The 20,755-nt window shown below is 74.2% G+C and carries 15 protein-coding genes; 7 read left to right on the plus strand and 8 right to left on the minus strand.

Going from position 1 to position 20,755, the window contains the following annotated elements:
* Window positions 1-224: 224 nt before the first annotated feature.
* The 4 genes from OWR29_RS01315 to OWR29_RS01330 all read right to left on the minus strand — a co-directional run bounded on the left by OWR29_RS01315 (window position 225) and on the right by OWR29_RS01330 (window position 9,037).
* Window positions 225-944, minus strand: a complete 720-nt coding sequence (locus OWR29_RS01315; RefSeq protein WP_267560380.1) for a hypothetical protein — start codon at window positions 942-944, stop codon at window positions 225-227.
* Window positions 945-1,026: 82 nt separating this feature from the next.
* Window positions 1,027-3,585, minus strand: a complete 2,559-nt coding sequence (locus tag OWR29_RS01320; RefSeq protein ID WP_267560381.1) for a helix-turn-helix transcriptional regulator — start codon at window positions 3,583-3,585, stop codon at window positions 1,027-1,029.
* A gap of 16 nt (window positions 3,586-3,601) precedes the next feature.
* Window positions 3,602-6,196, minus strand: a complete 2,595-nt coding sequence (locus OWR29_RS01325) for a LuxR C-terminal-related transcriptional regulator (RefSeq protein WP_267560382.1) — start codon at window positions 6,194-6,196, stop codon at window positions 3,602-3,604.
* A gap of 102 nt (window positions 6,197-6,298) precedes the next feature.
* Window positions 6,299-9,037, minus strand: a complete 2,739-nt coding sequence (locus tag OWR29_RS01330) for an AAA family ATPase (RefSeq protein ID WP_267560383.1) — start codon at window positions 9,035-9,037, stop codon at window positions 6,299-6,301.
* 158 nt (window positions 9,038-9,195) lie between these two features.
* Here OWR29_RS01330 and OWR29_RS01335 point away from each other — a divergent pair, with 158 nt between their 5' ends.
* The 7 genes from OWR29_RS01335 (at window position 9,196) to OWR29_RS01365 (ending at window position 16,566) form a co-directional block, all read left to right on the plus strand.
* Complete coding sequence (locus tag OWR29_RS01335; protein ID WP_267560384.1) at window positions 9,196-9,627, plus strand: GlcG/HbpS family heme-binding protein; 432 nt, start codon at window positions 9,196-9,198, stop codon at window positions 9,625-9,627.
* 11 nt (window positions 9,628-9,638) lie between these two features.
* Window positions 9,639-10,655 carry an NADPH:quinone reductase gene (locus tag OWR29_RS01340; RefSeq protein ID WP_267560385.1) on the plus strand — a complete coding sequence of 339 codons (1,017 nt, stop codon included), beginning with the start codon at window positions 9,639-9,641 and terminating at the stop codon, window positions 10,653-10,655.
* Between the two features lie 77 nt (window positions 10,656-10,732).
* Window positions 10,733-11,707 (plus strand): SLAC1 family transporter, encoded by a 975-nt coding sequence (locus tag OWR29_RS01345; protein ID WP_267560386.1) that lies wholly within the window; start codon window positions 10,733-10,735, stop codon window positions 11,705-11,707.
* Window positions 11,704-12,450: an ABC transporter ATP-binding protein gene (locus OWR29_RS01350; protein ID WP_267560387.1), complete on the plus strand. Its 747-nt coding sequence runs from the start codon at window positions 11,704-11,706 to the stop codon at window positions 12,448-12,450. The genes OWR29_RS01345 and OWR29_RS01350 overlap by 4 nt, the downstream gene beginning before the upstream one ends.
* Complete coding sequence (locus OWR29_RS01355) at window positions 12,444-13,754, plus strand: FtsX-like permease family protein (RefSeq protein ID WP_267560388.1); 1,311 nt, start codon at window positions 12,444-12,446, stop codon at window positions 13,752-13,754. The genes OWR29_RS01350 and OWR29_RS01355 overlap by 7 nt, the downstream gene beginning before the upstream one ends.
* A gap of 61 nt (window positions 13,755-13,815) precedes the next feature.
* Entirely contained in the window at window positions 13,816-15,939 is a 2,124-nt protein-coding gene (locus tag OWR29_RS01360; protein WP_267560389.1) for a sensor histidine kinase, read from the plus strand.
* Between the two features lie 138 nt (window positions 15,940-16,077).
* The gene (locus OWR29_RS01365; protein WP_267560390.1) at window positions 16,078-16,566 is read left to right on the plus strand and encodes a hypothetical protein; all 489 of its coding nucleotides are present in this window, start codon (window positions 16,078-16,080) and stop codon (window positions 16,564-16,566) included.
* Here OWR29_RS01365 and OWR29_RS01370 read toward each other — a convergent pair.
* Genes OWR29_RS01370 through OWR29_RS01385 form a run of 4 tightly spaced genes read right to left on the minus strand, consistent with a single transcriptional unit; the run spans window position 16,563 to window position 20,693 of the window.
* Window positions 16,563-17,756 carry a lipopolysaccharide biosynthesis protein gene (locus OWR29_RS01370; RefSeq protein ID WP_267560391.1) on the minus strand — a complete coding sequence of 398 codons (1,194 nt, stop codon included), beginning with the start codon at window positions 17,754-17,756 and terminating at the stop codon, window positions 16,563-16,565. The genes OWR29_RS01365 and OWR29_RS01370 overlap by 4 nt on opposite strands.
* Window positions 17,720-18,745 carry an NAD-dependent epimerase/dehydratase family protein gene (locus tag OWR29_RS01375; RefSeq protein WP_267560392.1) on the minus strand — a complete coding sequence of 342 codons (1,026 nt, stop codon included), beginning with the start codon at window positions 18,743-18,745 and terminating at the stop codon, window positions 17,720-17,722. The genes OWR29_RS01370 and OWR29_RS01375 overlap by 37 nt, the downstream gene beginning before the upstream one ends.
* Window positions 18,742-19,518 carry a glycosyltransferase family 2 protein gene (locus OWR29_RS01380; protein ID WP_267560393.1) on the minus strand — a complete coding sequence of 259 codons (777 nt, stop codon included), beginning with the start codon at window positions 19,516-19,518 and terminating at the stop codon, window positions 18,742-18,744. The genes OWR29_RS01375 and OWR29_RS01380 overlap by 4 nt, the downstream gene beginning before the upstream one ends.
* The gene (locus OWR29_RS01385; RefSeq protein WP_267560394.1) at window positions 19,515-20,693 is read right to left on the minus strand and encodes a nucleotide sugar dehydrogenase; all 1,179 of its coding nucleotides are present in this window, start codon (window positions 20,691-20,693) and stop codon (window positions 19,515-19,517) included. Before OWR29_RS01385 ends, OWR29_RS01380 begins: the two co-directional genes overlap by 4 nt.
* Window positions 20,694-20,755 lie beyond the last annotated feature (62 nt).

The following is a 20,755-nucleotide window of genomic DNA, read 5'->3' on the forward strand; positions in this document are numbered from 1 at the left end:
CGGACCCGGGCGGGACGCCGTGGCGGGGGATGACGGCCATCGAAGCCCGTCATTGCGAGATGGTGGCCCCGCCGACGTGAGCTTGTCAACAACTTACGGAAACCTTGCGGAAATATCGAACTCTCCGTCGGGGCGTTGACCGGCTCCGCAGGCGCAGGCCACGATCTTGGCGCGCCGCAAACTTTTGACCGCCGAAGCGAGAAGATCGGAGGACTTTCCGAAAGTTACGAGACCTCGATGCCGGTCAGGTGGATCGACACGACGAGCGGCTCGGGCAGGCGCAGGCCGTTCTCGTCGTGCGGATAGATCAATCGGGTGGCCGGGACGGTCAGGCCCGCGACCTGCACGAAGTCCGACGTGTACTCGGCCGCGGGCGTGCGGCCGGCGATGTCGACGGTGTAGTCGCGCCGGTGGATGAGCCCGTCCGGGCCGATGTAGAGCGTCTGCTGCGGGCTGTGGGTGGCGATGTCGTCCGGGTACGTGATGAGCAGGCGCCGGAACGAGCGGCCGTCTTCGGTCCACCCGCCGATCTCGTCGGCCTGCACACCGGGGAAGGTGAGCGAGTAGGGCTCGGTCACGTACGTCCACATGGCGTAGCCGGAGAAGTAGGCCAGCTGCAGCCGGGTCCACGGCGTCGCGAACTCGTGACCGGCGAACGACGCGCGCGGGTCGAGCAGTTCCTCGACGACGGCCCCGTTCTCGTCCTCGACGGCGATCCGGCCGGGCGTGAAGTCGGTGTGGTGGCCGTCGGCGAAGAACGGCTCCTGCCGGGTGTGCTCGCGGTGCAGGTCGACGGTGACCCGCACGTCGTCCAGCGCGCCGGGGTGACCCTTCAGGGCCCACAGGGCGCCGCCGAAGAACTGCCGGGCGCTGATCCGGTTCTTGCTCTGCCAGGTGCTCCGGCCCCCGTAGGCGGCCAGGACCTCGTCCAGAAGATCGGACATTCTTTCCCTCCTTCGCTTGTACGTCTTGACGGTGCCCGTCGCGCGGGCGGGCCCCATACGTCGATCGACGGGTCGTGTGCGGTCACTTCCCGTTGCTGAGCAAGGCGTTGAGCTGGCGGCGGCCGCCGACGCCGAGCTTGGGGTACGCGTTGTAGAGATGGGTCCCGACGGTACGAGGTGACATGCGCAGATGCGTCGCGATCTCGTTGTTGCTGAGGCCGTCGGCCGCCAGCCGGACGATCCGCCGCTGCTGGGGGCTCAGCGACTGCAGCGGACCCGATTCGGCGTCCGGTGTCTCGCCGGCCGCGGTCAGCTCGGTGCGGGCGATCTCGGCCAGCCCTTCGGCGCCCAGGCGGTCGAGCAGCGCCACCGCCTCCGACAGATGGACGCGGGCGTCCAGGGAACGCCGTCGTCGCCGCAGCCACGTGCCGTAGTGCAACCGGGCCAGGGCGCGTTCGAACGGCCAGTCCTCGCCGGCCGGATCGTCCACGGCGGCCCGGAAGGCGGTTTCGCTGGTGTCGTCGTCGGTCAGCATGGCCCGCACCTGGGCCTGGCGCATCCGCCGACGCGCGTTGTCCGGTCCGGTGGAGGCGTCGAGCACCCGCAGCGCCTCGGCCGCGCGCCCGGTGCGGACCGCGGTCACGGCCAGGCCCAGCAGCATGTGGCCGGTGTGGTCCGGATACAACGGCGTGCCGTCCGGCCCGAACAGGGCGCGGTGGTGCCGGTACGCGGCCTCGTGGTCGCCCTCGGCGAAGGCGGAGATGCCCAGGCTCTGCCGCAGGCGGGCCGCCACCCGGCGGTTCTGGTGCAGGTCGATGCGGGTCCACACCGACTCCACCAGCCGGCGGGCGCCCGGCCCGTCGCCGCGCAGGCCGGCCAGCGTGGCTCGCACGGCGACGATCTCGACCTCGAGCAGGCGCAGGTCGGCCGTGTCGCAGGCAGCCCGGGCGCGGTCGGCCAGCGCGTCCGCCTCGGGCCAGCGGCCCGCGTCGATCAGACCGCTGGCCAGCGGCAGGAAGATCTCCGGGAGCTCGGTCAGGCCCTCGGACCGGGCCAGGGCGGCCTGCCGGAGCGCTATCGCCTCGGCCGTCCTACCGGCGGCGTCGGCCGTCTCCGCCGCCCAGTTCGGCAGAGCGGAACCGCCGCCGGGCAGGCGCATCACGGCCGACCGGTGTTCGTCCAGACCGGACAGACGGGCGACCACGGCGGCCGCCGCGGCGAGTCGCATCCGCCGGCCGGCGTCGGCCGGTGGCCGCTCCCGGGCGTGATCGAGCAGCAGGTCCATCGCCTCGCGCTGGCGGGCCGAGCGGGCGAGCGCGAGGGCGGCCTCGGCGGCGACCTCGGTGGTGATCATCGACGGGTCGTGGCGGCAGGCCTCGGCGTACAGCTCGCGCACCCAGCTCGTCTGGCCGATCGCCCCGGCGCTGATCAGCGCGGCGGCGCAGCGACGGGCCGCCTCGGCCGGATCCGGCGACAACTCGGCCGCCCGGTGCAGCGCCTCGGCCCGGTCGCCGGGCGACGGGGCCCGCTGCGCGCTCAGCTCCAGGGCGGCCGCGACCGGTTCGGAGGGTCCCGTCGTGGCCGCCGCCAGGTGCCGGGCCTGGGCGAGGGATCCGGCCGGTAGCGCGGCCGCGAAACGCTGATGCGCCTCGGCCCGGTCGAGAGCGGGCCGGGACAGGTACGCCGCCAGCCCGGCCAGCGGATCGGCGAAGCGCACACTGTCGCCGGTCGTCTCCAGCAGCCCGGACTCGACCGCCCGCTCGAGAACCGGCCGGGACACGGCCGCGGCGGCGAGCACCACCGCCGCTGACTCGTTCCCCAGCCGCGCGCTGACCTGGCCGGCGAGATCCGACGTGGCCCGGTCCAGGCCGCCGAGCAGCGCCTCGTACCGCTGCCGCAGCTGGGCCGTCCAGATCGCCGGGGGACGCAGCACGTCGGCCGTGGTGGCCGCCGGGAACAAGGCGGCGTAGCCGGCGACGGCGCGGGGCCGGCCGTCGGCCAGGCGCAGGAGGTGCCGCCGGGCCCGCCCGGCGACGTCCGGCAGCCGGGCGGCCAGGAGCCGGGCCATGACGCCGTCGGTCAACCGGCCCAGGGTCAGGACGCCGGCCGTGGGCGGGAGCAGCGCCGCCGCCCGGAAGCGGCGCACCCCGAGCAGGATCACGACCGGCCCGGCCGGCGGCGATCCGGCCAGGGCCGCCACCACCCGGGCCGACACGGCGTCGGCCAGGTGCAGGTCGTCCACGGTGATCAGGGTTGGACCCGGCCGCCGCCCCAGCCCGGCCCGCAGGCTGTCCACCATGGCCCCGGCCAGCGCGGCCGGGTCCGGAGCACGCAGCCGCAGGGCGTCGAGGGCGGCCGTCCGGGCCGGTTCGGGCAGGTCCCGCAGTTCCGGCCGCAGCCCGATCAGCAACCGCTGGGCCACCAGGCCGTCGAGGTCGCTCTCGTCCTGGTGGCCGGTCGTGCTCAGCACCCGGAAGCCGCGCTCGCGGGCGATGCGGGCCGCGGCGGCCAGCAGGGCCGAGGCGCCGTGCCCGGCGTCGGCCACGACCGCCGTCGTGGCGGCGCCACGCCGGGCCGGGTCGAGAAGGGCGCTCAGCGTCGCCAGTTCCTGGTCGCGGCCGAGCAGGTCGGTTCCGTCCACGGTGTCCTCCGGCCGGTCAGGCGGCCGTCACGACGCCGCGCAACTGCGTGCGGCGGGTGATGCCGAGCTTCGGGAAGATCTGATAGAGGTGGAAGCTGACGGTTCGCGGGGCGATGCTGACCCGGGCCGCGATGTCCCGGTTCGAGAGCCCGTCGGCGGCCAGCCGGGCGATCATTTGCTGCTGCGGGGTCAGCGCGGTGAAGGGCGGCTCGCCGCCGCCGGCCGGGCGGACGCCGACGGACCGCAGCTTCTCGCGCACGCCGGCGGCGTCGTGCCGGGCGCCGGCCCGGACGAAGATGTCGAGCGCCGAGACGAGCAGGGGCCGGGCCTGGGCGTAGCGCCGGGCCGTCCGCAGCCGGTCGGCGTAGGCGGCCTGGGCGGTGGCGTACTCGTGCGGCCACCGGTCGGCCGCGGCCGGCTCGGCCAGCAGGGCCGCCATCCGCGGGCCGGCCGCGTCGTCGTCCGGGTGCAGCAGGGCCAGGGCGGCCCGCCACGACCAGTCGCGGCGCGCGGTCGGGCGTGAAACCCGGGTTCGGGCCGTCCGCAGCACTCCCGCGACCTCGGCCTGGCGGCCGGTGGCGAGGGCGGCCGCCGCCAGGTCCACGACCGAGCGCTGCGACATCAGGAAGTGCAGCGGCGAACCGTCCGGCCCGAACGCCCGCAGGAACGCGGTGCAGGCCGCGTCGTGGTCGCCGGTCGCGGCGGCCAGCTGACCGGCGGCCCGCAGCCGCAGGTAGCGCACCAGCCGGCTGCCCACCGGCCCGGCCGCCGAATCCTGCTCCAGCCGGGCGGCCGCGTCGTCGAGCTCACCCCGACGGATCAGCAGGGTCACCCGCTGGGCGTCGAGGGCCCGCCGCACCACGGCGGAACGGTTGCCGCCGACGAACTCGGTCGCGTCCCGCAGCGCCGCCGCCGCCTCGTCGAGCAGCCCGCCCTCCAGCAGCACTTCGGTGAACACCACGGTGGCCAGGGCGGAGACCCCGTACGACTGCTCGTTGCGGGTCCACTCCATCGCCCGGCGGTAGTAGTCGGCCGCGATCCCGCTGTCGTCGACGACCCAGGCGGTGCCGGCCACCGACATCAGCCGGGCCCGTTCCTCGTTGCCGGTCAGCGGTTCCATCAGCGGAGAGTCGTGCAGGGCGCCGTAGCGGCCGGCCCATCCGGCGGGGTCGGCGACGGCGTGGGCCAGGGCGGTCGAGTGACAGGGCCCGTCCGGGGCGGGCCGGTCGAGCAGCCCGCGCAGCGTGACCACGTCGGCCGGGTCGCCGTCGCTCAGGATCGAGCGGGCCGCCAGCGACAACAGCCGCGCGACGAGTCCGGGATCGTCCGGCGGCGCGGCCAGCAGCCGGCTCAGCGGGCGCAGCACCGTCCGGCCGGGCCGGAACATCGCCGTGTTGCCGAGCGCCGCCGCCGTGGCGGCCCGGCGGTGCGGGTCGCCGGACCGGGTGAGCATCCGCCGCCACAGGTCGAGCGTCCACGCGATGTCGCCGCTGCGGTCGGCCTCGGCCGCGGCCCGGCCGTACAACCGGGCCGCCTCCCGGTCGTCGCGGGCGCACTCGGCGGCGCGTTCCAGCATCGCCGCCGCGTCCAGGCCGCGACCGCGGCTCGCGGCGGCGTCGGCGGCCCGTTCGTACGCCGTCGCCGCGCCGTCGTCGGTCGGGCGCACCAGCCGGGCGGCGTGCCAGTCACGCAGCGGCGCCCCCGGCGGCAACGAGCCGGCCAGGGCCGCGTGCGCGGCGCGCCGGTCGGCCGGGGCGGCGGCCAGATAGCACTGCAGCCGGGTGAGTGGATGCCGGAAGGTCAGCCGGCCCGCGATCACCGAGACGAGCCCGGCCTCCTCGGCGACCCGGCAGTCCCGCAGGTCGGCCCCGGCCGCCGCGAGCAGGGCGCCGAGGTCGTCCTCCTCGGTGGCCGCCGCCACCAGCAGCAGACGCGCGGTGGCCGCCGGAAGACCGAAGTCGCGCCCCGCCGGTTCCACACTCGACGAGGCCAGCCGGGACAGCAGGTACGGGTTGCCGCGGGCCAGCCGCAGAACACGGGCCCTTTCCCGGCCGGCCGGCGCATCGGACAGCCCGTCCAGCAGGCCCGCCGCCGCGGTCGCCGAAAGTGGGGGCACCGGGCAGATGGTCGTGCCGGCGTCCGTCGGCCCGAAGGCGGCGAGGCTGCGCGAGGCCATCAGCACGACCACCCGCCGGCTCGGCAGCCGCCGGGTGACGAACCGCACCTGCGCCAGCGTCTCGGCATCGTCCGGGCCGATGTCGTCCAGGACGATCAGCACCGGGCCGCGGCGGCACAGGTGGTCGACGACGTTGAGCACCGCCATCCGCAGCGCCACCGGCGTCGACGGCACGTCGCCGGCCGGGCGTCCGGCCGCCTCGAGCAGAGACCCCAGCAGCGTCCGGCCGGCGCCCAGCGGCACGTCGACCACCAGGAAGCCCTCGGCCCGGGCCAGGGCGACCCCGTGCCGCAGCAGCGCCGTCTTCCCGATGCCCGCCTCGCCGGCCAGGGCCAGCGTCCGCGGCCCGCCGGTGCTGTCGTGCAGGGCGGTCCGGATCGAACCCTCCTCGGCCGCTCGGCCGAGCAGCACCGCCCCCTGAGGAAATTCCGCCATCCCCGATCACCTCCGTCCGCCGCCATCATCGGCGCGGAGGTGACGGCACTGGCATACGTCCGATGACGTAAGCACCAGCGACGTGCGCCACTGCCGCCGTGGTCAGGACCGGCTGAGAGCGGCCAGCGCGTCGCGCAACTGGTTGCGGTTGCTGATGCCCAGCTTCGGGAAGACCTTGTAGAGGTGGGTGGCGATCGTCCGGTGCGACAGGTAGAGCCGGTCGGCGATCTCTTTGTTGGTGCGGCCCTCGGCGGCGAGCTCGACGATGCGCAACTCCTGCGGCGTGAGCTGGGCCGATGCGGCGGCCGAGGTCTGCGGGGCCGCGGGTGCGACGCCGGCCGCGCGCAGTTCGGTCGTGGTCCGCTCGGCCCAGGGGCGTGCGCCCGCCGTCTCGAACGATCGCAGGGCCGCGCTCAGGTGCTCCCGGGCGTCGACGATCCGCTTGCGGCGGCGCAGCCAGGTCCCGTACGCCAATCGGGTGCGCGCCACCTCCAGGGCACCCGGATTGGTGGCGCCGCCGTTCAACGCCGCCTCGAAGTGCTGTTCGGCGCCCGCCCCAGGCTCGGCCTGGGCCAGCCCGCGATGCACCAGATTGTCGAGGTACGGGCTGGCGAACGCCTCGGCCGACCGGGCCGCCCGCTCGAGCAGCGGCAGCACCTGCGGCCCGCGGCCGGTGCGCACCGCCGCCTCGGTCAGGTCGGCCAGCGACCACAGGCCGGTCGTGTCGCTGGCCTGCGCGGCGCTCAGGGCGATCCACGCGTCCTCGTACCGGTGCTCGTTGAGCGCGATCAGGCCGGCCGACCAACTGGCCCGGGCCCGGACGAAGGTGACACCGAGTCCGTCGGCCTCCCCGAGAACCGTACGGGCCCGCTCGTTGTCGCCCTGCCAGGCGTACGCCCGGGCCGCGGCGACGGCGGCGTCGGCCACCGTGACGCGCGACCCCAGATCGGAACCGAGCCGCAGCGCCATCTCGGCGTCGGCCAGGCCGTCGCGCAACCGCCCCAGCCCAATCCGCACCACCGCCCGCTGGCGCATCGTCCAGGCCTCGTCGCCGGGGGCGCCGGCCCGGTGGAAGTACCCGACGCCCAGCTCCCAGCAGTCGAGCGCGGCCGGGAAGTCGTGCAGGGCCTCGGCCACCAGCCCGACCCCGATGATCATCTGGGAGCGGCTGGGGGACCGGCCCGCGCCGGCCAGGAACTCGCGAAGGCGGCGCACCAGCCCCGGCATCTGCGGGCGGGCCCGGGCCGCGTGCCGCACGGGGTCGATCAGCACGTGCCCGACCAGCGCGTGCAGGCTGCCCGAGCCGGCGTCGGCCGCGTCGAGGGCCCGGTCGAGCCGTTCCCGCAGGTCGGCCGGGAGCTTGTGGATCGCGTGGGCGCTGGCCGCGGTGGCCAGCACCCGCAGGCGCTGCACCTGGTTGGCGTCCCCGCCCGGCCCGGCCAGCCGCTCCACCAGATCGAGCAGCTCCGCGGTGCTGTGACCGGGGTGCGCGGCGGTGGCGCCCAGCGCGACCTCGGTCAGGATCAGCTGGGCCAGCACCTCCGGGTCGGCGGCCAGCGGCCACGCCTCGCGGACCAGCGCGGCGCTGCCGGCCACCTCGCCGGCCTGCCGGGCCAGCTCGGCCGCGGCCGACAGGCGGCGCACCCGGTCGTCAGTCGACGAGGACATCGCGGCCGCGCGGCGCAGGGCGGCGACCGCCTCGATCAGCGCGCTGCGGTCGCGGGCCCGGGTCGCGCTCCGCTCCAGGGCGGCCGCCACTTCGTCGTCGTAGTCCGGCGTGGCCGCGGCCGCGTGCCAGGCCGCTCGGTCGGGGTCGGTCGCGGCGGCGGCCAGGGCGCGGTGGGCGGCCGTCCGGTCGGCCAGCGAGGCGGCGCCGTAGACGGCCGAGCGCACCAGCGGGTGCCGGAGCGTGACCCGGTCGCCGGCCACGGTGGCCAGCCGGGCCTGCTCGATGGGCGCGAGGTCGTCGAGGGTGAGGCCCGCGCTCGCGGCGGCCGCGGTCAGATGCCGTACGGATGATTCGGGCGCGGCCGCGATCAGCAGGAGCATCCGGCGGCTGCCCTCGGGCAGGCCGGCCGCCCCGGCCAGGAAGGCCTGCTCCAGGCGGCGCGTCATCGGCAGCCAGCGGTCGCCGTCGGGCCGCGCGCCGGTGGCCAGCGCCCGCGGAAGCTCGGTGAGCGCCAGCGGGTTGCCCAACGCCTCGGAGAGCACCAGCTCGCGAGCGGCCGGGTCGAGGACCGGCTGCTGCTCGTTCAGCAACTGCTCGGACTCGGCCGGGGTGAGCGGACCGAGCGGAAGGACCGGGACGCCCGGGAAGACCTCGAAACCCGGCCGGACGGTCGCGACCAGCACGATGCGGGCCTGCGACAACCGGCGGGCGGCGAAGGCCAGGGCCTGGGCACTCGAGGCGTCGAGCCACTGGGCGTCCTCGACGATCACCAGCCCGGGCCGCTCGGCCGAGAACTCCTCGAGCAGGCCGAGCGTGGCCAGGCCGGTCAGCAGCCGGCTCGGCGCGGGGCCGTCGGCCTGACCGAGCGCCACCTCCAGCGCCTGCTGCTGCCGCGGCGGCAGGGTGGCGAGCCGGTCGAGCACGGGATGCAGAAGTTCGTGCAGGCCGGCGAACCCCGACGTCGTCTCGCTGTGGACGCCCGTACAGCGCAATTCGCCGAAGCCCCGCTCAGCCGCCAGCTCCGAGACCGCGTCGACCAGGGTGCTCTTGCCGATGCCGGCGTCGCCCTCGACCACCACCGCGAAGCCGCCCGGCCCGGCCGCGTCGAGCAGGCCGCTCAACCGGGAAAGTTCCTGCTCACGCCCGACGAGCGAGGGATGGGAAGCAGGCACTGTTCGCAGTCTACGGCGATCTTCATCAGTGACAAGACGGATGCCCTTCCGCCCACCCGGCGCTGCCCGATCTCAAGACGGCAGGTCGGATGACGCATGGCGGCCGGCCGCGCCGCGGGCACCGTCGGAGGCACCAACTTTCTCAGGAGGTACGTGTCATGACCCCGACCATCGCCCAGATCTCACCGGTCACCCTGTCGCTGGCCACGGCGACGCGGCTGACCGAGGCGGCCGTCGCCAAGGCCTCGGAGATCGGCATCCCCTACACCATCACGGTGATCGACGGCGGCGGCCACGTCGTGCTGGCGACCCGCATGGACGGCGCCGCCCTGGTCTCGATCGACACCTCGGTGGCCAAGGCCCGCACGTCGGTCTACTTCGGCGCGGCGACGGCCGACCTCGGCGGTGCGGTGCAGCCCGGCGCCCCGCTGTTCACCATCGCCACCGCGACGACCTCGCCGCTCATCTTCGTGGCGGGCGGGATCCCCGTGCACGACGCGGCCGGCGTCGTCGTGGGCGCGATCGGCGCCGGTGGCGGCTCGCCCGAGCAGGACCATGAGGTCGCGGCGACCGCGGTCGGTGCGCTGTGACCGGGGCGGTCATGCGTTCGGTGGTGTTCGAGAAGCCGGGACCGGCGTCGGTGCTGCACGTGATCGAGCGGGACGTCCCGCCGGTGGGCGCGGGTGAGGTCCGCGTCCGGGTCGCGGTGGCCGGGGTCAACCCGACCGACGTCGGCGCGCGGGCCGGGCGGGGGACCACCGACGGCACGACGGCCGCGGTGCACGTGCCGGGGCAGGACGGCGCCGGCGTGGTGGACGCGGTCGGCGAGGGCGTCACGGGCGTGGCCGTCGGCGACCGGGTCTGGGTCTGGGACGCCGCCTGGCGGCGGTCGGAGGGAACCACCCAGCAGTACGTCGTGCTGCCGCAGCGGCACGTCGTCGCGCTGCCGGACGGGGTGTCGTTCGACGTGGGGGCCGCCCTCGGCATCCCGGCGCTGACCGCGCACCGAGCCCTGACCAGCGCGGCCGACGGCCCGCGGCGGCTGGCCCCGGGCGCCCTGGCCGGGCGGACCGTCCTGGTGGCCGGGGGCGCCGGAGCGGTCGGCAACGCGGCGATCCAGCTGGCCAAGTGGGCCGGCGCGACAGTGCTGACGACGGTCGCCGGACCGGCCAAGGCGACCCTGGCCCGGGCGGCCGGAGCCGACGTGGTGATCGACTACCGGGCCGAGGACGTCGTGGCCCGGGTCCGCGAGTCGGGCCGCGCCCCGGACGTGATCGTCGAGGTGGCGGCGGCCCACAACATGGCCCTGGACGTGGAGGTCGTGGCCGAGCAGGGGACGATCGCCATCTACACGCCCGGGTCCGGCCCGCTGCCCGTGCCGGCCGCGAAGTGCATGGTCAAGAGCGTCCAGCTGCAGTTCATCCTGACCTACGTGACGACCACCGAGCAGAAGGACGCCGCCGTCGCCGCGGTCACCGAGGCCGTGGCGGACAAGGCTCTCCGGGTCGGCGCGGACGCCGGCCTGCCGCTGACCCGGTTCCCGCTGGCCGAGGCGGCGGCCGCCCACCAGGCCGTGGAGAAGCACACGGTGGGCAAAGTCCTGATCGACATCCCGTGAGAGACGGCGGAGGGGCCGGCGGTCACACCGGTCGAACGACGTATGGGCGCCGGCCGGGACCGCCGAACGATGAGGGGGTGACGACACAGCGGATCCCGCTCAACACGTTCGCCGTCGGATTCGGGCTGGCTGGGGTGGCCGAGGCGTGGAGTGCGGCGGCGCCCGTGCTCGGGCTGCCGGGGTGGGCGCCGCAAGTGTTCTGGGTGATCGCCGCGGTTGCCTGGTTGTGGCTGGTGACCGCGCACCTCGTCCGCGGCGTCCGGGCCACCCAGCGGCTGCGCGATCAGCTACGGCATCCGGCCCAGGGGCCGCTGGCCGCGCTGGTGCCCGTGGTCGCCCTGCTGCTCGGGGCCGACCTCAGCCGGTACGCGGCGGGCGCCGGCCGCCTGGTCGTGGTGCTGGCGCTGGTCGCGGCGGCGGTGTTCGCCGGCTGGCTGATCAGCACCTGGCTGCGGGGCGAGCTGGAGCTGGCGGCGGTGCACGGCGGCTACCTGCTGCCGACGGTCGCGGCCGGGCTGGTCGGGGCCGACGCCGCGGCCACCGTGGGCCTGCCGGAAGTCGGCTGGGCCGCGTTCGGCGTCGGCGTCTTCTTCTGGGTCGTGGTGACCACGCTGATCCTGCTGCGGATCATCGTCCGGCCCGCCCTGCCCGACGCGCTGACGCCGACCCTGGCCATCCTGCTGGCCCCGCCGCCGGTGGCCGGGCTGGCCTGGTTCGCCCTGGCCGGGCCGGTCGCGAGCCCGGCGCCGGCCGCCCTGGCCGGGCTCGCGGCGCTGTTCGTCCTGATCCAGCTCGCGCTCGTCCCGCGCTATCGGCGGCTGACCTTCTCGCTCGGCTTCTGGTCGTTCACCTTCCCGACGGCGGCGACCGTCGCGTTCACCTTCGAATGGCTCGAGATCACCGCGGCCCCCGGGCGGTCGGCGATCACCGCCGTCCTGCTGATCGCTTTGACCGGGTTCGTCGGCGTTCTCGGTGTCCGGTCGGTGCGGGCCCGGACCACGGCGCTGCGCACGCTGACCGTGGCCGATGACAAAGACGCTACCGTTCGGTGAGTTCGCGATCTTGGGAGCGTGGGGTGCCGGTTCTGGTCGAGGTGGAGAACCTCGTGAAAAGCTTTCCGCTCGGACGGGGCGGACCGGTCGTGCCGGTGCTGCGGGGCATCACGGCGCAAGTCTCGCCGGGAGAGTTCGTCGCCGTGGTCGGCCCGAGCGGGTCGGGGAAGTCGACGCTGCTCTACTGCATGTCCGGGCTGGAACCGGCGACCGCCGGCGAGGTGCGCCTGTTGGGCCGTACGGTGGGCTCGCTCAGCCGCAATGCGCTGGCGACCCTGCGCCGCGACCACATCGGGTTCGTCTTCCAGTCGTACAACCTGATCCCGTCGCTGACCGCGCGCGAGAACGTCGCCCTGCCGGCCCGCCTGGCCCGCCGCCGCATCAGCGCGACCGAGATCGATCAGGCGCTGGCCGATGTGGGCCTCACCGAGCAGGCGTCGCACCGGCCGGGCGCCCTCTCCGGCGGCCAGCAGCAGCGCGTGGCTCTGGCCCGGGTGCTCGCCCTGCGGCCCGACGTGGTCTTCGCCGACGAGCCGACCGGCGCCCTCGACACCGAGTCCGGCGCCCAGGTGCTCGACCTGTTGGCCAAGGTGCCGGGCGACGGCCGCTCGCTGATCATGGTGACCCACGACCTGCAGGCGGCCGCCCGGGCCGACCGGGTGCTGGTGCTGCGGGACGGCGTGATCCACCGCGAGCTCGACCACCCCAGCGCCGACGACGTGTTCACCGCGATCACATGCTGAGGCTGATCCTGAGCGACCTGGTCGCCAACGCCCGGATCTGGCTCGGCACGCTGCTGATCGCCCTGGCCACAGGGACGGTGGGTGCGGTGGCGGCGAGCGACATCCGAACCGCCATCGAGGCCGGGGGCACGGACGCCCTCGCCCTGTACGCGATCAGCGGCGTGATGATCGCCTTCACCACGATCACCGCGCTGATCGTCGCCGGCTCGGTGGCCGGCCTGACCGTGGCGCTGCAGCAGCGGGCGTACGCGTTGTGGCAGCTGGTCGGCGTCCGGCCGGCGTACGTCCGGATCGTGGTGACCACCCAGCTGCTCGTCGTCTCGTTGATCGGGAGCGTGCTCGGCTGCCTGGCCGCGCTTCCGCTCCTCGGGCCGCTCTATAGGTTCTCGCTGGCCGGCTCGCCCGAGCTGGCCGATCTGCGCCCGGTCCTCGGCGCCGGCGGGGCCGTTCCGGTCGTGGTGTTCGTGACCCTCGTCGTCACGCTGGCCGGTTCACGCAGCGCCGGCCGGGCCGCCCGGACGCCGCCGATCCGGTCGCTGCACGAGACCGACCGGCCCGACCAGCCGATGACCGCGGGCCGGTGGGTGGGCGGCCTGATCGCGGTGCTGGCCGTGGCCGGCATCGTCGCCAGCCTGCCCGGCACCGCGCCGGACCAGCTCTCCGTCCCGTTGATGCTGATCGCCCCCCTGACCGCGGGCGTGCTGGCCGCCTTCGCGCCGCTGTACCTGGCCCGGTTGCTGCGCGGGTGGACCGCCCTGGTGCCCGACCAGATCTCGAGCGCCTGGTATCTGGCCCGCAGCAGCACCGCGTACGGCGTCGCCCGCAGCACCGCCACGATCAGCCCCATCACCGTCGCGGTGGCCCTGGCCGGCGGCCTGTACGCGGCGAACGGCACCGCCTCGGACGGCGGGACGGTGACGGCGGGCTCGGTCGTCCTGCTGCTCGGCGGCCCGCTGCTGCTGGCCCTGCTGGGGGCCACGGCCACCATCTTCATGGCCGGCCGCCGCCGCGACCGCGAGTTCGCCCTGGTCGTCGCGGCCGGCGCGACCCGGGCCGTGGTGCTGGCGGCCGCCGCGTGGGAGGCGGTCATCTACACCGTCACCGCCACGATCCTGGGCGCGGTGGCCGTCGGTGTCGCCGCGCTGGCCGGGGGATGGGCGGCGGACACGGGGACGCCCTCGTTCGGCCTGGCCGCGATCGGCGCGGTCGCCGGCATCGGGCTGCTGCTGACCCTGGTCGCGACCGTGCTGCCGACCGCGGTCGCCCTGCGCCGGGACCTGCCGCAGACCCTCGCCGCGGAGTGAGGGCGCCGCGGCCCGCGGAGAGCCGCTCAGTCCTTTCCGGCAGGCTGCCGATGGAGGGAGTATGCGGTGGGCTCGCGGTGCGCTCGGCTATTGGCGGTCCGCGGCCCTGCCCCTGCTGATCTGGCTGCTGGTGGCCCTGGTGGCGACGACCGGGCTGCTGTGGCAGCAGCACAACAGCCGGCAGGCCACGGCGCAGCGGTTCGAGCTGCGGGTCGCGCTGATGCGGGACTTCGTCACCAGCTACACCGCCGACCTCATCCAGCGCGAAGGCGTGCAGGCCCGGGCGTCGCTGACCGGCGCCACGGTCGAGGCGTCACAGTTCAAGCAGGCCGTCGCCGGGTTCGGCTATCCGGCCGCGGTGCTGCTCGACTCGCGCGGCCGGGCGGTGCAGGTCACGCCGGCCGACCCGAGGGCGATCGGCCAGGATCTGGCTTCCCGGTACGGGCATCTGCGCACTGCCCTGAACCAGGGCATCCCGGCGGTGTCGCCGGTCGTGCGGTCCGCCGTCCGGGGCGAGCCGGTGGTGGCCTTCGCCGTGCCGTTCGACTCCATGGCCGGCCGGCGCGTGTTCTCGGGCGCGGTCGCGATCCGGGACAGCCCGCTGTCGGCGTACCTGAGCAGCGCTCTGTCCCTGGCCGGAGCGCAGATTCAGCTGGTCGACTCCACCGGCAGCATCGTGGCCGCCAACCGGCCCCTGAGCATCGGCGCCATCCCCACCCTGGCCGGCGAGAACGCGCCGCTGGCGGCGGCCGTGAAGCAGAAGGCGCACAGCCGGTACCGGGCCGGCGGGCAGTGGTGGCGATACACGGTCGTCCCCATCGCCGGCACACCGTGGCAGCTGTCGGCCACGGTCAGCGAGAACGTGCTGTACGCGGCGCAGGCCGGCAGCGAGATCGCCGGCCGGGCCGCCCTGATCGGCGCGGCGGCGGTGGGGCTGCTGGTGGTCGCGGCCATCGCCCGGGCCCGGCGCAGCCGCCAGGAGCTGGCCACCAGCGAGCAGCGGTTCCGGAAGGTCTTCGACGACGCCGCCGTCGGCATGACCCTCACCGACACCCACGGCCGGCTGGTCCGCGTCAACCCGGTCGCCTGCCAGCTGTTCGGCCGGTCCGAGGCCGACCTCATCGGCCGCCACTACATCGACCTGATCCACCCGGACGACGTCGACCGGGTGCGCGACCACGGCCGGGACTGGTTCGAGCAGGGCGTCGAGGGCATCCGCCTCGACCATCGGTTCCTGCACGCCGACGGGCACGTCATCGAGGCCTCGATCACCAGCGCCGTGCTGCGCGACAGCGACGGCCTGCCCACGCACTTCGCCACCCACATCGTCGACATGACCGAGCGCCACGCCCTGGAACGGGCCCGGCTGGCCAACGAGGCCGAGCTGGCCGAGCGGGCCCACCAGCTGCAGGAGGCCAACGCCAACCTGGCCGACTTCATCGCCATGCTCAGCCACGACGTCCAGCAGCCGCTGACCAAGATCGTGGGGCTGGGCGAGCTGCTGCTGGAGGACTGGGAGGTCGCGCCCGAGCAGGACAAGCACGGCGACGTCGTACGCATCACGGCCGCCGGTCATCGGGCCAGCGAACTGGTCAACGACGTCCTCACCCTGGCCCGCCTGGACGCCGGCGCCATGCGAGCCCGGCCGGTCAGCGTCGACCTCTGCCACCTGGTCCGCTCGGTGGTCAGCGCCACCCAGGCCGGCGAGGCCACGCCGACCACCGTCGTCGCTCCCGACCAGACCCGCGGCCTGGCCGACGGCAAGCTGCTCGAACTGATCCTGGGCAACCTGCTGGCCAACGCCACCAAGTACGGCAAGCCGCCGATCGTGGTGACCGTGGCCAACCGCCGCGACCACGTCGAGATCCGGGTCGCCGACCACGGCGAGGGCGTGCCGGAAGCCTTCGTGCCCCACCTGTTCGACCGGTTCGCCCGGGCCGAGAGCGGGGTCGCCACCACCACGGCCGGCACCGGTCTCGGCCTCTACCTGGTGCGGCAGCTGGCCGAGGCGAGCGGGCTGGACGTCAGCTACGAGCCCAACCAGCCCTGCGGCGCCGCCTTCCTGGTCACCGTCCCGTTCGCCGAGCAGGCCCCGCACCCGGTCCGGTCCGGCTTCACCCGGGCCGGCCTGAAGGCTCACGGCATGGACGCCTCGGCTCGCGACCGTACCCGCCCGGCCGGCTGACCCGCCCCGCCGGCCGGCAACTACAACGCTGGTATGAGATGCCTGCTGCGGTGGTGGGAGATCGGGCCCCGAACCCTTCCGCGCCGCGGAACCGGTCTGCTTTCGTGAGGCCTCCGATGCCAATTGAAAGGGATTCTCATGGGGGCAAATCTGCTGCGCCGGGCGGTCACCGTGGCCGCCTCGGCGGCCGTGCTGGCCGGCCTGATCGCCACGCCGGCCGCGGCGGCGCCGGTCAACCGCGACGTCTGCAAGACCGTGAAGAACACGGACGGCACGTTCTCGTTCGCGGCCTGCGTCTTCATCAACTCCAACGACGAGCGGGACGACCTGACCTACCGCGTCGACGCATGGCGGGTCTGGAACATCCCGCTGGCCCGTGGCGGCCACACCGACCTGCTGACCAACGTCGTCTGGCACGGGGTGAACTGGAACCAGGTGTCACCCCCGCAACCGGTGACCATCAACTTCGGCAACATCGCCGAGGGCGACACCGACGACTGGTACCAGGGCGGCTGGTACGTGCCCAAGCAGAACACCGTCTGGGTCGAGGTGCACGACCCGTTCGCCCCGAAGTGCCAGCGCGTCTTCTTCAACGAGGGCGGCGGCACCGCCGTCACCACCTGCTAGGCGGTTGTGCGGCGCAGGGCCAGGGCGGTGCCGGTCAGGGCGAGGGCGGCGGCGCCCGCGGCCGACCACATGATGGCGGGCAGCGTGGGCGGCACGAGCCATTCCGTGGTGACCACGAGGGCGGCGGTGGCGGCCCACAGGGGAGCCGAGGGCCAGCGGCCGCCCGCCGCCACCTGGGCGTTGACCAGCACGAAGACCAGCGCGTAGAGGGCGCCGGTGGTGGCGAAGACGGGGGCATACCGGCCGAGGCCGGTGTAGTCGTCACCACCGGCCAGGTGGAAGGCCAGGCCGCCGGCGAGGGCGGACGCCGCGATCAGCACGGCGCCGCAGCCGGCGACCAGGCCGGCCGCGATCAGCAGGGCGCGGCGGCTGCCCTGGGCCAGCTTGGGCAGGGCCAGCACGGTGACCACCTGCGGGGCCCACAGCGCGCCCTTGGTCAGCACGGCGCCGACCGCGTAGGCGCCGGACGCGTCGGCCGGCAGCAGGTGGCGGGCCAGGATCACGTCGGCGTACGAGACGGCCAGCATGGCCAGGGTGGCCGAGCCGGCGGTGAAGACCTGCCGCGCGGTGAGGCCGTGGTCGCCGGGCGGGGCGCCGGGCGTACGGGCCATGACCGCCAGCACCGGCGGCACGCCCAGCGCCAGCACCGTGGCCAGCAGCACCGAGCCGGTCAGGCCGAGTCCCAGCACCAGACCGGCGACGAGGCCGATGTACCGGCCCGCGGCCAGCACCGACATGCCCAGCGCCAGCCGCAGGAAGCGCTCGTCGCCCTGCAGCTCGCCGAGCCGTCGGCCACTGAGGACGATCGCGAAGGTGTAGACGGCCAGCAGCGGAATCAGCACCGGCGGCAGGTCGAGCAGCGGGCCGGCCACCGGCGTCAGCAACAGAACCGCGCCGCCGCACACGAGCGCGGTGATCAGGGCGACACGGCCGGCGGTGGCGCCGGGGTGGCGGGCCCGGCGCACCGCCATCGCGATCTGCAGGCCGGTGCCGGGCACCGAGGCGATCGCGACGATGGCCAGCACGGTGGCCAGCGCGCCCAGCTCGGCCGCGCTCAGCCGGCGGGCGCCCAGCACCGGCACCACGTACCCGAAGGCGTTGGTGACCGCGCCCGCGACCGTGACCGCCGCGCCGGACAGCCCGATGCGGGTCTTCAGAGTCGGCCCTCCGCGACCGCTCGCGTGATCCACGGGATCACCTCGTCGAGCATGTCGTCGAGCGTCGTGCCGGCGGTGAAGCCGAGCACGTCGCGGGCCTTGGTCACGTCGGGCACCCGCATGGCCACGTCGTGCGCGAACGGCTCGTCGCTGACGTGGCGGAAGGGCACCTCGGCTCCCTTGACCTTGCGCCAGATCAGCTCGGCCAGTTCGAGCACCGTCGTCGACTGCGCGGTCGAGAGGTTGAAGTCCTCGTTCCGGGCGGCCTCGTGCTCCATGGCGGTGACGATGCCGCGGGCCAGATCACCGCCGTACGTGTAATGCCGCACCTGTTCGCCGGAGCCCAGGACGTGCAGCGGGTCCTGTCCCTTGAGGACCTTCTGCACCAGGTCCGGCACGACGTGCGACATGGCCAGCTTGACGTTGCCCGACAGCACCTCGGCGTTGCCCAGGGCGCGGCCCTCGCCGACGCCGACGCAGTTGAACGGCCGGACGATCGTGTACGGCAGCTGGTACTGATCCCAGGCGGCGCGGGCGTAGTACTCGACGGCCAGCTTCTGGAACCCGTACGAGGAGCGGGGCGGCGGAACGGCCTTCTCGTCGCCCTCCTTGCTCGGCCAGCGGTCGGTCGACTCGTACACCATGGACGACGAGATGTAGGTGACCTTCTGCAGCCGGCCGTCCCGGTGGGCGGCGATGGCCGCGTCGCACGAGGACGCCATGATCCGCTCGTTGGTGGCCAGCAGGTCGTACGCGTACGTGTGGAAGTACGAGATGCCGCCGATCATGGCCGCGCCCGCGATGAAGTGGTCGCAGCCCTCGAGCAGCTCGCCGACCAGCCGCGGGTCGCGGGCGTCGCCCTCGACGAACCGGAAACGCGGGTGGTCGTCGTAGGCGTGCGCCACCTTGCCGTACTTCGAGTAGTCGTCGAGGCCCACCACCTCGTGCCCCCGGCCGAGAAGTTCCTCGACCAGGTAGCCGCCGATGAACCCGGCCGAGCCGGTGACCAGAACCTTCGTCACGTGCGGGTGCTCTCTTTCTTGACAGCGGTGTCCGGCTTGCGGGCGGCCCAGCGGGCGGCGAGCTGGTCGTCGGTCAGCCGGGGGCCGAACGCGAAGAAGTACCAGCGCAGATAGCTCGGCATGAACCGGCCCACGTCGAAGTTGGACTGACCCAGCTGCCGGTCGAGCCAGATCGTCGGGATCTCGGCCACCGGGCGGCGCATGCGGGTCGCCTTGGCGGTCAGTTCGATGCCGATCTCGAACCCGGTGTTGGACTCGATGCCCACTTCCCGGACGAAGGACGTGTCGTACGCCTTGAAGCTGTTCGTCGCGTCCCGGGTGCCCACCCGGGCCAGCCACCACAGGGTGCGCCCGGCCCAGCGCGAGGCCATCCGCTTGAACCGCGGCCCGCCCACCTGCTGCCCGCCCGGCATGTAGCGCGAGGCCGCGGCCACCACGACGCCCCGGTCGACCAGCCGGGCCAGGTCGTCGATCTGCCGGGGGTCGTCGCAGCCGTCGGCCATGGTGACCACGGCGACCGGCGCCGCGGCGGCGTCGATGCCGAACCGGATGGCGTTGGCCGGCCCCCGCCCGTACGTGTTGAGGACCGTCCGCACCCGAGGGTCGTGCTCCGCGAGTTGCTGCGCGTACGGCACTGTCGTGTCCTCGGGCATGTCGTGCACCACGAGGATTTCCGCCGGCAGCAGCACCTCGCGCAGGATGCGCTGCAGGTGGCGGACGACGTCCTCGCCCTCGTTGTAGACGGGGATGACCACCGAGACCCGGGGCGTCACACCAGCACGCCCGTTCCGGTCAGCCCCCACATGTCGATCAGCGGCGTGTCCGTCTCGAGCTCGGCGTACTGCGCGTGCGGGGCCGCGATGATCAGCAGGTCGGCCCGTTTCAGCACGTCGTCGAGCGGCAGGAAGCGGTCGTCGCGCACGTGCGGGTCGGTGCACAGCGTCTCGCGCGCCTTCAGCATCAGGATTTTCCGCAGCTTGTAGGCGAGGCTGTCGCGGGAGTCGTCGCTGCCACCCTTGAACGCCATGCCCAGGATGCCTACGGTCAGCTCGCTCAGATCGAACCGGTCTTCCAGCCGCGACACCAGATACAGCGGCAGCCCCTCGTTGATCAGCATCGCCGAGTGGCCCAGCACGAAGTTGTTCCGGTTGAACGCGGCCAGCTGCATCGTGTCCTTGAGCAGGCACGGCCCGGCCGCGAAGCCCGGCATCGGCAGGTCGTCGGCCCGCGGGTACTCGAAGGTGACCGCGTGCCGGATCCGCGCGAAGTCGAGCCCGAAGTCGTTGGCCATCATCCAGAACTGGTTGGCCGCGGCGAACTTCAGATAGCGCCAGGTGTTGGTGAACAGCTTGGCCAGCTCGGCCTCCTCCGGCTCGAGCCGGACGATCGAGTCGGTCAGGGTGCGGAACAGCTTCTCGGCCCTGTCCAGGGCTTGCGGCGTACGCGCGGCGACGATCTGCGGCAGCTCGAAGAGCTCGGTCATCGCCTTGCCCTCGGCGATCCGCTCCGGGCAGAACGCGACGTCCACCTTCAGCCCGCGGCCGGCCAGCAGCCGCTCGGTCAGCGCGGTGACGCCGGGGTAGACCGTGCTGCGCAGCACGATGAGCTGACCGTCGCGCAGATGCTCGACGCCGCGCTCGATGGCCCGGGGCACCGCGCCCAGGTCGGGGTTGAGGTGCTCGTCGACCGGGGTGCCGACCACGACGATCAGCGCGTCGGCCCGGCCCACGCTCGACGAGTCGGTGGTGGCCGTCAGCCGGCCCGCCGCGACCGCCTCGGCCAGCAGCTCGGCCGCGCCGTGTTCAGCGAAGGGCATCACTGCCCGGTTGACCCGATCGACGGCTGTCGCATCGATGTCGTACAACACGACGGAGAGTCCGCGCGAGGCCAGCGCGATGCCCAGGGGCAGCCCGACACGGCCGCAACCACCCACGACGCAGACGTCCACACACGGCTCCCTTCACTTCGGTGCCTGGAGGTTACTCGTGAGTCAACTTCGGGTCTACCCAT

The sequence above is a fragment of the Paractinoplanes pyxinae genome (genome assembly GCF_026626335.1).
Classification (GTDB): Bacteria; Actinomycetota; Actinomycetes; order Mycobacteriales; family Micromonosporaceae; genus Actinoplanes; species Actinoplanes pyxinae.

What these genes read in the sequence shown, in the direction of transcription:
- OWR29_RS01315 (WP_267560380.1), bottom strand. Translation starts at nt 944, where the DNA reads ATGTCCGATCTTCTGGACGAGGTCCTGGCCGCCTACGGGGGCCGGAGC.
- OWR29_RS01325 (WP_267560382.1), bottom strand. Translation starts at nt 6,196, where the DNA reads ATGGCGGAATTTCCTCAGGGGGCGGTGCTGCTCGGCCGAGCGGCCGAG.
- OWR29_RS01335 (WP_267560384.1), top strand. Translation starts at nt 9,196, where the DNA reads ATGACCCCGACCATCGCCCAGATCTCACCGGTCACCCTGTCGCTGGCC.
- OWR29_RS01340 (WP_267560385.1), top strand. Translation starts at nt 9,639, where the DNA reads ATGCGTTCGGTGGTGTTCGAGAAGCCGGGACCGGCGTCGGTGCTGCAC.
- OWR29_RS01355 (WP_267560388.1), top strand. Translation starts at nt 12,444, where the DNA reads ATGCTGAGGCTGATCCTGAGCGACCTGGTCGCCAACGCCCGGATCTGG.
- OWR29_RS01360 (WP_267560389.1), top strand. Translation starts at nt 13,816, where the DNA reads ATGCGGTGGGCTCGCGGTGCGCTCGGCTATTGGCGGTCCGCGGCCCTG.
- OWR29_RS01365 (WP_267560390.1), top strand. Translation starts at nt 16,078, where the DNA reads ATGGGGGCAAATCTGCTGCGCCGGGCGGTCACCGTGGCCGCCTCGGCG.